We start from the raw sequence: 13,032 nt of genomic DNA on the forward strand, positions 1-13,032 counted from the left end.
TTCATCTCAGAAGCCACGCTCCATAGCCCCGTCGAAGGATCGTAGATGCTCGTCTTTTGGCTCGAGGTCCCTCCAGCCGAAAGTATCCTGCCGTCAGCAAGGTTGTTGATCCCAGGACAGAACATATCGTGGTCCGTATTGCTGGTGAACTCCCCCAGCGCGGCACCGTCGCTGCCCTGAAAGGGATCGAATATCTCCGTGAAAGTAGCGCCATCACCGCCACCAATCCAAGTGTCGCGAAACTGAGAGGACCACGTGATGAGCCGTCCGTCGGGAAGGTTCGCAACAGCGACAGGAACTATCCCGAATCCGATGGGATCGCTCCATTGACCGTCCTGGGAAGGGTCTTGGCAATATGCTCCGGAAACACCGGAAAAGAATATGATGATCAGTAAGAAAAAACGCGTGAGGTAATTATTTTCCATAGCCTAGGGGTTATCCAAAAATTCAACAAAGTGTTCTCTAAATATTAAATCAAAAATATGATGAAACCAGCTCTTTTAAATATCAAAACAGTTATAATCGATTAAGCTTTCAATTTACTCGATGAAGCGTAAAACATAATCCTTTGTACTGCAATAAACTAACCTTTTATCGACAGGCAAATCTCCTTAAATTACGGGAGTTTCTAACAACACCTGACTACTAAGGACAACTAAAAAATTAGATTGAAATACGTTACTTACGAATGGCATAAAAGTTTTAAATATCTAATACTATTTAACAAGAAAAAACCTTCGAAAATTAAGGGCATTACAACAATAATAATCCTAAAATTTCCACCATTTTTTTATGGTTTTCCCATATCCGTAACCGTATTTACCCCCGTAGCCCAAATCATATTCCTTAACATCGTTGACTACAAAGCAAAGTCCATTTAGTTTTCCCTCTTTTTTAAGTTTGAGCGGGAACTCGATTACTTTGGTTTCGGTAACGCCCGCTCTGGTTACATAGATAATATGATCTGCATAGTTGCTTATTAGTAAGGTATCCGTAACCACCATAAGTGGCGCTGTATCAACTATGACGTAGTCGTACTTCTCCGATACCTCATCCAACAATTCCTTAACCCTTCCTCCCATCAACAGTTCTGCAGGGTTAGGTGGTATCTTACCAGAGTAAATAACATCGATGGTACTATTGTGTACCAACATAGAATTGGTAATGTCTGCCGCAGAAATTGTATGATCATATAAGTACTCGGTAAGTCCGGCATCCAAACTTCTTACCGCCGAGCTTTTTCTATCTTTCCCTGGGTAATTGGTTCCAAACTTATCTATGTTCTTGTTAGAGAAAAACGTATATAGTTTAGGGTTTCGGATATCTGCTCCAATCAACAATACTTTTTTGTTAGTGCTGGCCAAAACCATAGAGAGATTGGAAGATAAAAAAGTTTTACCTTCACCCGATACACTCGATGTTATAAAAATTAAATTGTTCTTTCCTTTAGAATTTTTGGATTTCATAAGATAATCCAAATTGGTTCTTAGTATGCGCAAGGACTCTGCCAAAACAGAACGATCGTCTTTTAAAATTAATTTACTTTCTTTCTTGGATAGTTTAGGAAGCTCTGCAAGTACAGGAATATTCTTAACAAGTTTTTCGAGACCCGTTTTATTGTGAATTTTATTATCAAGCAATTGTCCAACATAAATTACCGAAAAAGGTAGGGCCAATCCCAAAATTATGGAAGCTAAATAAATTATTGCTTTTTTAGGGGATACCGGCGTAGCTGATGCGTTGTAAGCACTATCGACTACCTTGGATTTTGGTGAGGCGGAAGCATAGGCTATTTGGGATTCTTCGCGTTTTTGCAATAAATATAGATAAAGCGATTCCGTAGTTTGCTGCTGTCTGGTAATATCTCGTAACGCCCTTTGATTTTTTGGGGCCGAGTAAATTCTTGAGTTTATCTGGGAAACCTGACTGCTAAGACTGTTTACCTGCAGGTTCAAATTATTGGTCATGCTGTTCAGACTAGATTGCATGCTCCTTTTTAAACCTGAAAGTTGTTGATCCAAATTTACAATTATGGGGTTCTTCTCATTAGAGCTTTTGAGAAGACGTTTCCGCTCCAGCACCAACTGATTATATTTAGCCGTTGTGGTAGCTATAGAGGCGTCTGTTAATCCAATGTTGGATGGGAGAACATCATAGCCGTCTTGTGAATCCACTATATCTTTCATGGAAGACGCAATATTTAATTGGGTAGTGGTATTCAAGAGCTCTTGCCTATTTGCTACACCCACATTGAGGTTAATATTAGCTTCCGATGCAATATCCGTTATACCTCTGCCGGTTTTAAAATCCTCCGCACTTTGATCTACGGTAGACAGGTTGGTATAAATATCGGCAATCCTATCATTTATAAAGTCCGAGGTTTTATCGGCTATAGCCTTCTTATCCTCAATGGCATTCCTGTTATAGATGGTAACTAAAGAGTTTAGGATATCCAATGCTTTTTGCTGAATTGGGTCGTTCAGTGTAATGTTTACGATATTAGAAAATTCCGCGGCCGCTGTAACGATTGTCTTTTTCTGATAGTGCTGGGCAACAAGTTCAATGGGTTCTATTTTAACCATAAAGCGGCCACCATCATAACTTTTAAGATGCTGTAAATTAGGGGTAATTACAATATCCCCTACCGGTGAAGGAATATTTTTACCGAAAGAAAACACCCTTACCGGCTTATCTTCTTTTTCGGTGTATCCAAAAGTTGTATTGGTAGACAGGTCTATGAAAAACTCAAATTTTGATCTATGAATAATTGAGTCGGGCACATTAAAAATAATATTAACAGGACTTCTATGATATACCTCGGAGTCCAATATATTTCCCAGGGCAATCACCTTAACGTTAATACCCAATGTCTTTACCACTTCTATGTGGTTTGATCTGGAGTTTATTATTTCAATTTCATCCTCTACCTTATTCTTTCCTCCAGAGAAAATTTTTAAATCTTGAAATACCCCAAGTTCCGGACTAGATCCTTTTTCTTCAATAACCTGAATTTTGGCTTTCGCAGCATATTCCGGGGTGGAATACCTAATCTTTAAAAATGCTAAAACCAAAGCAATTAAAATGGATATTACAAACCACTTCCATTGTTTTGTATAGCTGGTTATCAATTCTTTTAAACTGATGTCACCTGTTAACGAACTACCGGAAATTTTGCTCATTTCAAATGTTGGGGTTTTTACTAATTCCTTGTAAGTACAATTACTGTAGAGGTAATTATTATCGATGCTATGGAAAGGGCTATTGTTGCCCTATTATCTAGGCTTGATGCTGTAATTGCCGATTGGTTGGGTTCAACATATACCACATCGTTTTGGGTAAGGTAATAAACCGGAGACTTCATGGCACGCTTACTAGTGAGATCTATTCGGTTATACACCTTGGTTCCATCAAAATCTCGGATAACGAGTACATTTTCTCGCATTCCTTTTATACTCATATCACCTGCAAGTCCCAAGGCCTCCAATACGGTAATTTGCTCACCGTTTACCTGATAGGTTCCAGGTCTATTAACTTCACCTAAAACAGTGACTGTAAAATTCCGTAGTCGTATATTTATAATAGGTTCCTTTAAATAGTCTGTCAGTTTTTCCCTTAGCAATACACGTACTTCTTCGGGAGATAATCCTGCAATTTTCACTTTTCCGATTACCGGAAAATCTATTTCTCCATCCTTGTCAATTAAATAGTCCACTTGTTCGGGAAGAAGACCATTTTGTCCATTTCCCCTAAAAAGATTGAAGGGAGCACTTGCCTCTGCATCCAAAGTAGACACATAAATACTTAGCACATCATCTACCTTAAATTTTGGGACGAATGCATTATCATTCACTAAAGTTTCAAAGTTACCGGCATCTTGAAAATAAACGACTTCCTTTTTGCTTGCGCAAGAAGAAATTAAAACGAAAACAAGCACAATCATCGATATTGGAAATAAACCAATAGTATTGCTTTTATTGAACATAATTAAGGTGGGTTTTTTAATTAGAATAAATTTATGTTTGGAGAACTTTAGTTTCAGTTTTATCGTTGTCTTGGGAATCGTTGTTCTTACCCTTTGAAGACTTTTGTTCAGCTGCCTCGTCTAACTTACATAATTCCGAATTCTTGGAAACATATTCGGGTACAATTTTCTTCATAAGTTTAATGATATTACCATCAAAAAACATATTGGTGACGCAAAGTTCGTCAATTTTTCTATGCACCTCCTGATAATCCAATTCCCTTACCTTACTAATCATAATTTTTTTATGATACGTGGGCATCGTATTCTCTCCGTTGGCCAGTAATTCTTCGTATAACTTTTCACCAGGCCGTAACCCTGTAATTTTAATATCGATATCTTCGGGATATTTAAGTCCCGAAAGCTTGATCATGTTCTTGGCGAGGTCGAATATTCTAACGGACAGTCCCATATCGAATATAAAAATCTCACCACCTTCTCCCATTGCACCAGCTTCCAATACCAGTTGAGATGCCTCGGGAATGGTCATAAAATATCTAGTTACCTCTTTATGCGTTACCGTTAATGGGCCCCCTTTATCTATTTGCTTCTTAAACAAAGGAATTACGGATCCATTAGATCCTAGAACGTTACCAAATCTGGTTGTTATAAACTTGGTTTTGCGTTGCTGTTGCACACAGCTAACATACATTTCTGCTATTCTTTTGGAGGCACCCATTACATTGGTAGGGTTAACCGCTTTATCTGTAGAAACGAAGATAAATTTGTCCACATTGTGCTGAATGGAAAGATCTGCTATGGCCTTGGTCCCGGCAATATTAATTTTTATGGCTTCATATGCATTGTATTCCATAAGGGGTACATGCTTATAGGCTGCAGCATGAAATACAATATCGGGTTTATGTTCCGAAAAAATATTGTTCATCCTATTCTTATCCCTAATATCTCCTACAATGGGAACAAAATTATGATGTCCAATCTGCTTTAACTCTTGTTGAAGATCGTAAAGGGCAGATTCTGCCTGATCTATAATAATAAGGGCATCATAATCGTAGTTGGCTATTTGCCTAGACAACTCGCTTCCTATAGATCCGGCTCCTCCTGTAACCAAAACCTTTTTGCCCTTAAGTTCTGACGAAATTTTCGATTTTTTAATAGTGATAGGTTCCCTATTGAGCAAATCTTCAATTTGGACTTGTTTTATCTGGGATAGTTTTAATTCCCCATTGATCCACTTTTCAACTGGTGGTACAATCTTAACCTGCACAGGGTAATCAACCAAACTTCCGACGAGTTCCCTTAATTTGACAGAGTCAATATCCTGAATGGAAAAAATTACTTCTGAAATGTCTTTTTGAAGTATAAACTGCTCGGTTAAAACCTTATTGCTGAAAACCATTACGCCATTGATACTCTTCCCAACCTTAAGATTGTTGTTATCTATGTAGCCAACGACCCGGGCGTTACTCTTGGAATGATTGGTAAGCGCATTGTGGGTAAGAATACCAGATTCACCTGCACCATAAATCAACACGTTCTTAGTAGCCGTGTACTTTTTGGCAAAGTTGGCATAAACTGTCTTAAAAACATACCTAGATGCGGTTAAGGCCATAAAACTTAGCATGCTATGTATGACTATAATGGAGAGAGGAATGGTAAATTGGTCTATAAAATACTGCTGTTTGTTAACCAATACTACTAAAATGGTCACTACACTGGAAAGACATATGGCATTAAAAATATTATACACATCACGTAACCCCGTATGCCTTACCACCCCTTTATAAGATCCCAATACCAGGAATGCCATAAGACTGATAAAAACCACTACGGGTAATTGCAGAAATAATTTGTCTATCTCAAAATCGAAAGTCAAATTGAACCTCACAAAATAGGAAAATATGAAGCTGAAAGCTACCAGAACAAGGTCAATTCCTAAGACAAGCCACTTGGACGCATACCTATGAAGATTGTTGGTCAAGTAATTTTGTATCATCTATTAGTAGTTTAATTCTGCCTTAATGTACATCGAGTAAGCTAAGGGAAAGCTAATATACCCAATACGCAACCCGTTGTTATTATAAAGCGACCAGATTTCGTTTAAGGAATTAAAATAATCGGCGAACGAAGGATTTCCCCTATTTGGCCAAAACAAATCATATTTATAATTATCAGACAAACTTCGTTTTTAGGTTACCTTTAATCGATGAGATTACTGAAATACGAAACTCCCAACCGGTAGCATTTTTCCGTATTCCTGTTAATAATTACATATTTAGCACACACACCGGCAAATAACTTGCAGTTAAAGTGCATTCTTAATTGTTGGTTAGACAGGCCTCAGGAGACCATGCTCCAAAAGACGTTTAACCATGCCCTGTAAATAAAACTCTGATTTAAATTATTGCTATAATACCTAAAATGGACCTTTCCATTTCCAAAGGTAAAAGTATACTACGATTTGGCTGCTTTATGGTTTTTGATATCTAAGTTTTCAACATATTAATGCACATTTTAAATTTGTACAAAGTCTAACTGATACTTTACGCAACAAACTAGTTCCTAGTAATCAGCAAATAAAGTGATATAGAATATTCAACTGCCAACAGCCGATCAAAATTACGTGCGGAAATGTCTTTTATCCGATAATCCAACGCATTCGCCTAAAACCACATATTTTTTTATCCATCATGATATTTTAGTACGATCTTTGCCGTGCAAAAAAACTTCTTTATATAGAATGGGAGAATCGATTAGTATTTGCCTTGTTGGTGGGGAAGATGCCCATAAGAGAATAGAATTATCAAAATATCTTATAAACAACAATTTCAAAGTTACCATTCTTGGTACAAAAGACTACGATTATCCAGAAGGAATTACATTTATAAAGTATAAATTGAACAGAGGCTTAAACCCGGTATCGGATTTCAAGACTGTTTTAGAGTATAGAAAAATTGTAAGGGAGAACGGCTTCGATATAGTACAAACCTTTGATACCAAGCCTGCCTTCTTATTTCCGTTCGCCATGTTCGGAATAAAGGTGAACATTGTTAGGACCATAACAGGTCTGGGCAAAGTATTTGTCTCCAAGGATTTAAAGAGTAAACCTCTTCGCTGGCTCTATTTATTTCTTCACTTTATTGTTAGAAATAAGGTGTCGCATACCACATTTCAAAACAAAGATGACAGGGATCTGTTTATGAGGAACAAACTCATTAAACCAACCACATATTCCATGATTTATGGTAGTGGTATCGATTTAAATAAAATTACAACCATAGCCCCAAGAAAGGCAGATCCGTTTTCCGTAATTTGCGTATCGAGATTGATTTATGAGAAAGGAATAACCTATTATATGGAAGCGGCTAAAATATGCGCAGAACGAGGACATGCGTTTAAGTTTTTATTGGTAGGTCCTCTCGAAGAAAATTCGGAGAAATTAAACGAGGGTATAATTGGCCAATATGAAAAGTACGTATCTTGGTTGGGCACTAGAAACGATGTAGATGCTTTGCTTTTGGCATCCGATATTTTTGTTTTGCCCACTTTTTACAGAGAAGGTTTCGCCAGGGTACTTTTAGAAGCTTCGGCAGTGGGCCTTCCCCTGGTTACCACCAATGTTCCGGGTGTTACGGATATTGCAAGGCATCAGAAGGAAGCATTAATAGTACCTCCGAAAAATGCATCCGATTTGGCGCAGGCAATCATTGATCTGGCTGAAGACCAAGATCTGGCGGACAGATTGTCCAAAAATGCCTTACTCAATGTAAAGCAGTATAGTATGGAAGTAATTAGCAAAAATTATGTAACCTTATATAAAGCAATACTATGAAGATAGCATTCTCCCCTCCGTATATTAACGACAACGTAAAAGAAGAAGTTTTAAGTTCGTTAGACTCTGGTTGGATAACTACAGGACCCAAGGTGAAATTACTGGAGGAGCAAATTGCGGAATTCACCGATACACCTAATGTACTATGCGTTAATTCGTGGACTTCTGGTGCTATTCTAATGTTAAAGTGGCTTGGGGTTCAACCTAATGACGAAGTAATAATACCTGCCTATACGTATTCGGCAACAGCTTTGGCCGTTATGCATGCGGGCGCTACACCGGTTATTGTAGATGTCTCGAAAGATTTTAACATTTCGGTAAACGCTATCGAAAAAGCAATAACAAAAAACACCAAGGCCATTATGCCCGTAGACATTGCCGGATGGCCCTGTGATTACGATGAAATCAACAGACTGGTTGCAGACAAAAAACATTTGTATTCAGCAGATACGGATGTGCAAAAGGCTTTAGGGCGTATTTTGGTTATTTCCGATGCAGCCCATTCGCTTGGTGCTACATATAAAGGTAAACAAACGGGAACCTTGACAGATGTTACTATATTTTCGTTACATGCCGTTAAAAACGTTACCACCGCAGAAGGTGGGGCCATTTGTTTAAACCTTCCACATCCCTTTAACAATGCCGACTTGTACAATATGTTAAGGTGCTATTCATTAAACGGCCAAACCAAAGATGCCTTTTCTAAAAACAAGCCAGGTGCCTGGCGGTATGATATCGTCTACCCTGGACTTAAAATTAATATGCCCGATGTTTTAGCTGCCATAGGTGTGGGGCAAATGGAGGTCTATGCTTCCAAGGTGCTTCCTAAAAGGGTATCCATTTTTGAAACATACCACAAGTTCTTTTCTAATTATGAATGGGCACTAATGCCATCGTATAAAAGTGGCGAGACGGCATCTTCATGTCATTTATATCCGCTTCGAATTAAAGGGGCCACCGAAGCGCAAAGAGACCGAATAATTGAATTGATCTCTGAGGAGGAGGTAGCCGTAAATGTGCATTTTCAACCGCTACCCTTGCTAAGTCTTTTTAAAGGGATGGGGTATAAAATATCGGACTACCCAATGGCGTATGACCAATATAAGAATGAGATCTCCTTACCGATATACCCTCAATTGGGTACTGATGAAATTAATTTTATAACCGCAACCGTTGCCAAGTCCGTTGAAAAAGTAATCTCATGAAAAGGGTATTGGACATTATTTTCTCCGGAATAGGGTTGCTTGTACTCTCCCCAATTCTATTACTTGTATCTTTTTTAATTAAAGTAGGCTCCAAGGGACCAATTTTTTACAAACAGACAAGGGTAGGAAAAAATGGAAAGGATTTTAAAATTCTTAAGTTCCGAACCATGTACACGGGTTCCGATAAAAAAGGTTTGTTAACGGTAGGAGACCGGGATAATCGTGTTACCAAGATCGGTTATTATTTAAGAAAATATAAATTGGACGAACTACCTCAATTGTTCAACGTTTTTTTTGGGCAGATGAGCCTGGTAGGCCCTAGACCGGAAGTTAGGAAGTATGTAGATCTATATGCCGAAGCTTACCAAGAAGTACTCTCCGTAAAACCTGGTATTACAGACTACGCATCAATTCATTTTAGAAACGAGAATGAACTTTTAAAGGGAGCACAAGATCCGGAAAAAATGTACATTTCAGAAATATTGCCTTCTAAACTAAATCTCAACAAAAAGTATGTTCAAGAAAGAAGTCTTTTGAAGGACTTCGTAATAATCATGAATACCTTTAAGACCATCTTAAGGGATTAATGGACCATTAAAACCTTCATTGCGTAATTACCGTTTCCCTCTCATTTAACATTTTCTCATTTCCCGACCTGGCTACTCTGGTATAGGAACGTAATTTTTACGGGGCCATGCGAAGGGATGTATCCCTTTTCGAAAACACCTAGCCAGAATTCATATCAGCGCTCTCTTGATATCCTCTTTACTACAACTTATGTGGTAGGTGGCCAACACTTTTTTTTCGTTACCCTCAAAATTATAATGACATTCTAAATCTCTCCAACTCCAGTCCTTTAAAATAGAAAATCCGCCAAATCTTCGGGTACCCATGAATGGGTTAATTAATCCTTGGATTTTTCGGAAATCTTAAAAAGTCTTAAAAAAAACTGTATTTCATCGAATAAAGGCAAACTAAAAATCCAAACAAGAAAAACCAAACGTAAGATAGTTTCAAGTTTAGTGTATTTCATCGAAAAAATGGTTGTTTTCATCGATTGCACTGAATTATTAAATATTTTTATAAAACCCAAAATTTGAAAAAATCAATTCGTCTTTTAAACACTTAGCCTAATTATGAAAATCCCCATCCCCATTAGTATGAATGTGCTAGCATTTATTATTGTCCTATGTTTTAATTTTTCCTGCAGCAAAGATTCCGACCTATTTAATGAATATGTTTCGGAAGAAGGAAAATCTGTGGAGCAACAAGATCGTGACCCTCAAAGTGATGATCCAACTAATCCACAACAAGAGGAAGAACCCATTGCCGCAGATGACTCTCCAATAGATAGTGAGCTAAAAGCTTTCCCCGGAGCGGAAGGTTTTGCCAGATACGCTACCGGTGGACGAGGTGGTACCGTTATAGAAGTTACCAATTTAAATGATAGCGGAAGTGGAAGTTTACGTTCAGCGATAAACGCCAGTGGCCCAAGAACCGTTGTTTTTAAAGTAGCGGGTTATATCACTTTGAACAGCACCTTGGATATAGACAATGGTGACATCACTATCGCCGGGCAGACTGCCCCAGGTGACGGAATTACCATAAGAAGGAGTAGTAGTATGGATCAGCCTGCTTTCTGGGTTACCTCCAATAACATAATCGTTCGCGGAATACGTGTGCGTTCTGGAAGAGGAAGAAGTGGAGAAACATCAGGAGATAATCTAACAATGACCTCTGGTAGCGATATTATTTTTGACCATTGTTCTTTTTCTTGGTCAACAGATGAACTGGCAAACCCCGCTGGATCTTCCCGTATTACTTTTCAAAATTGTATTTTCTCTGAAGCCTTAATGGACGCATCCCATGGAGAAAGCGGACATAGTATGGGAATGCTCATTGGATATGGTTCTAGTGAAATAACTATATACAACTCTATATTTGCCCACAATAACCAAAGAAATCCGTTAATAGGTGGTGGTGGTAACACAGGTAGCAGTTTTGAAATTGTAAACAACGTTTACTATAACTACGGAGAGTTTGGAACAGTATTGGAAGAAGGTAATGACATTAGGGCCAACCTAATCAATAACTATCATATTGCAGGCCCGGACACCAAGACCAACAGGTATCCTATACTAGTGGATAATAGCGCAAAAGTATATGTAAGAGGAAACATCAGTGATTTTAGACCTAGCAGTTCTGATGCAGAATGGGATGCCGTTGGGAATGCTTTGCAAGGCTCCGAAAAGATGTCTACAAATAGTCAAAAGGCAGATGCCTACGATTTCCCATTAATGTCTACTGCTACAAAAAGCAGTAGCACATTGTTGAAAGACGTAACCACAATAGCCGGTGCTTTCATTAGAGATGACGTTGATAACCGTGTTATTAGTGAAATTTACAGTGGTTCTGGAAACATCATCGATGACCCAAGCCAAGTTGGTGGGTATCCTAATTTAAATTCTGGGACCCCCTATGTTGATTCTGATGGTGATGGAATTTCTGACTCTTGGGAAATATCTGCAAATCTAGACCCAAATAATTCTAGCGATGGTAACCAAGACCGCAATAATGATGGATATACAAATTTGGAAGAGTTTTTACACAACTTGGCAGTACAGAAAACGAATAGTTCACTGTAAAAAATAAGATAACTTCTTATAAAGTAATTTTCACAAGAACCAAATCTTAAGTCTCTTATAAATTCAGCGCCCTGCTCCAATTGGAGCAGGGCGCTGATTATTTTTACCTCGGCTATTTCTCGATTATTGCTGTTACCATTTTTTTCATCTTTAGTCCAATAGATATAAGCCCTACATTTTTATTTAAACGACACAATCGTCCCTTTTACCAAATTTTCCCAAAAAAAAGGAATTAACCAAAATGCAATTATGATATTTGCACTCCAAATAATACATCTATTATGAAAGTATTGGTAACAGGTGCTGCCGGCTTTATTGGGTTCTATGTGGCGAAGAAACTCATACATAATGGCCATAACGTCGTTGGCTTGGACAACATTAACGACTATTATGATCCAAATCTTAAATTTGATCGCTTGGCCAAATTGGGCATTTCCAAAGAAAAAGCGGAAATATATAACACAATTTCTGAAAGTACCATCTTTCCCAATTCTTTTAAATTTATTAGATCACCGCTAGAAGATCGGGAGGCGTTGCCCCAACTTTTTAAGACAGAAAAATTTGATGTAGTATGTAATCTGGCAGCCCAGGCCGGGGTAAGATACAGCCTGGAAAACCCAGAAGCTTATATAGACAGTAATGTTGTGGGGTTCTTAAATATTCTGGAATGCTGCAGGAATTATGACATTAAACATTTGGTGTACGCCAGTAGTTCCAGTGTTTATGGATTGAACGAAAAAATACCCTTTGAAACAACAGATACCGTGGATCATCCAGTTAGCCTGTACGCAGCTACCAAAAAAAGTAATGAGTTAATGGCACATACTTACAGCCACCTCTATGGTTTCCCTACAACGGGGCTTAGGTTTTTTACAGTCTATGGCCCATGGGGAAGACCGGATATGGCCATGTTCCTATTTACCGATGCCATGGTCAAAGGCAATCCTATCAAAGTCTTCAACAATGGCAAAATGGAAAGGGATTTTACCTATATCGACGATATAACGGAAGGTGTTGTAAGAATCTTGGAAGGAGAACGGGGCCAAGACGAAAAAAATAAGGCAAAATATAGCATTTATAATATAGGTAATAACAACTCTGTAAAACTTTTAGATTTTATAGATGCCATAGAGCAAAATTTGGGAATAACCGCTAAACGGGAATTGTTGCCAATGCAACCTGGAGATGTGGAAAGGACCTGGGCAAACGTGGACGACCTTATAAAAGATTACGATTACCGGCCCAATACGCCTATAAAAAAAGGAGTTTCGGAATTTATTGATTGGTACAAAGACTACTATAATATAAGCTAAATTGTGTTTTACAGCCTGAAAAAGTAAAACTAAATACGCCATATTTAGTGCATAA

At 38.2% G+C, this 13,032-nt stretch carries 10 protein-coding genes; 5 read left to right on the top strand and 5 right to left on the bottom strand.

Annotated features, from left to right (window positions below):
* From ACEQ81_RS17060 to ACEQ81_RS17075, 4 genes are all read right to left on the bottom strand, one after another.
* Positions 1–425: hypothetical protein (locus tag ACEQ81_RS17060; protein ID WP_411032135.1), on the bottom strand; the 425-nt coding region annotated here is incomplete at its 3' end.
* Positions 426–770: 345 nt separating this feature from the next.
* Positions 771–3,179, bottom strand: coding sequence for a GumC family protein (locus ACEQ81_RS17065; RefSeq protein ID WP_411032136.1), 2,409 nt, complete (start codon positions 3,177–3,179; stop codon positions 771–773).
* Between the two features lie 20 nt (positions 3,180–3,199).
* Positions 3,200–3,982: a polysaccharide biosynthesis/export family protein gene (locus tag ACEQ81_RS17070; protein ID WP_411032137.1), complete on the bottom strand. Its 783-nt coding sequence runs from the start codon at positions 3,980–3,982 to the stop codon at positions 3,200–3,202.
* A 31-nt stretch (positions 3,983–4,013) separates the two neighbouring features.
* On the bottom strand, positions 4,014–5,978 hold the full coding sequence (locus ACEQ81_RS17075; protein ID WP_411032138.1) for a polysaccharide biosynthesis protein: 1,965 nt from the start codon (positions 5,976–5,978) through the stop codon (positions 4,014–4,016).
* Positions 5,979–6,722: 744 nt separating this feature from the next.
* Here ACEQ81_RS17075 and ACEQ81_RS17080 point away from each other — a divergent pair.
* From ACEQ81_RS17080 to ACEQ81_RS17090, 3 genes are read left to right on the top strand one after another with little or no spacing between them, the layout of a single operon-like run.
* A complete protein-coding gene (locus ACEQ81_RS17080) occupies positions 6,723–7,814 on the top strand; it encodes a glycosyltransferase (RefSeq protein WP_411032139.1) in 1,092 nt (363 codons plus the stop codon).
* A complete protein-coding gene (locus ACEQ81_RS17085) occupies positions 7,811–9,019 on the top strand; it encodes a DegT/DnrJ/EryC1/StrS family aminotransferase (protein WP_411032140.1) in 1,209 nt (402 codons plus the stop codon). The genes ACEQ81_RS17080 and ACEQ81_RS17085 overlap by 4 nt, the downstream gene beginning before the upstream one ends.
* Entirely contained in the window at positions 9,016–9,606 is a 591-nt protein-coding gene (locus ACEQ81_RS17090) for a sugar transferase (protein ID WP_411032141.1), read from the top strand. Before ACEQ81_RS17085 ends, ACEQ81_RS17090 begins: the two co-directional genes overlap by 4 nt.
* 150 nt (positions 9,607–9,756) lie before the next feature.
* Here the strand turns inward: ACEQ81_RS17090 and ACEQ81_RS17095 are convergent, their stop codons facing one another.
* The gene (locus tag ACEQ81_RS17095) at positions 9,757–9,912 is read right to left on the bottom strand and encodes a hypothetical protein (RefSeq protein ID WP_411032142.1); all 156 of its coding nucleotides are present in this window, start codon (positions 9,910–9,912) and stop codon (positions 9,757–9,759) included.
* A 243-nt stretch (positions 9,913–10,155) separates the two neighbouring features.
* On the opposite strand from ACEQ81_RS17095, the gene ACEQ81_RS17100 reads away from it, so the two are divergent.
* Both ACEQ81_RS17100 and ACEQ81_RS17105 read left to right on the top strand, forming a co-directional pair.
* Entirely contained in the window at positions 10,156–11,664 is a 1,509-nt protein-coding gene (locus ACEQ81_RS17100) for a hypothetical protein (protein ID WP_411032143.1), read from the top strand.
* 281 nt (positions 11,665–11,945) lie between these two features.
* A complete protein-coding gene (locus ACEQ81_RS17105) occupies positions 11,946–12,977 on the top strand; it encodes an NAD-dependent epimerase (protein ID WP_411032144.1) in 1,032 nt (343 codons plus the stop codon).
* Positions 12,978–13,032 lie beyond the last annotated feature (55 nt).

Source organism: Spongiimicrobium sp. 3-5 (genome assembly GCF_046557915.1).
Taxonomy (GTDB): domain Bacteria; phylum Bacteroidota; class Bacteroidia; order Flavobacteriales; family Flavobacteriaceae; genus JBHEBG01.

Coding starts and splice junctions, on each gene's coding strand:
- ACEQ81_RS17100 (WP_411032143.1), top strand. CDS start 10,156: ATGAAAATCCCCATCCCCATTAGTATGAATGTGCTAGCATTTATTATT.
- ACEQ81_RS17080 (WP_411032139.1), top strand. CDS start 6,723: ATGGGAGAATCGATTAGTATTTGCCTTGTTGGTGGGGAAGATGCCCAT.
- ACEQ81_RS17105 (WP_411032144.1), top strand. CDS start 11,946: ATGAAAGTATTGGTAACAGGTGCTGCCGGCTTTATTGGGTTCTATGTG.
- ACEQ81_RS17075 (WP_411032138.1), bottom strand. CDS start 5,978: ATGATACAAAATTACTTGACCAACAATCTTCATAGGTATGCGTCCAAG.
- ACEQ81_RS17085 (WP_411032140.1), top strand. CDS start 7,811: ATGAAGATAGCATTCTCCCCTCCGTATATTAACGACAACGTAAAAGAA.
- ACEQ81_RS17070 (WP_411032137.1), bottom strand. CDS start 3,982: ATGTTCAATAAAAGCAATACTATTGGTTTATTTCCAATATCGATGATT.
- ACEQ81_RS17090 (WP_411032141.1), top strand. CDS start 9,016: ATGAAAAGGGTATTGGACATTATTTTCTCCGGAATAGGGTTGCTTGTA.
- ACEQ81_RS17065 (WP_411032136.1), bottom strand. CDS start 3,179: ATGAGCAAAATTTCCGGTAGTTCGTTAACAGGTGACATCAGTTTAAAA.
- ACEQ81_RS17095 (WP_411032142.1), bottom strand. CDS start 9,912: ATGGGTACCCGAAGATTTGGCGGATTTTCTATTTTAAAGGACTGGAGT.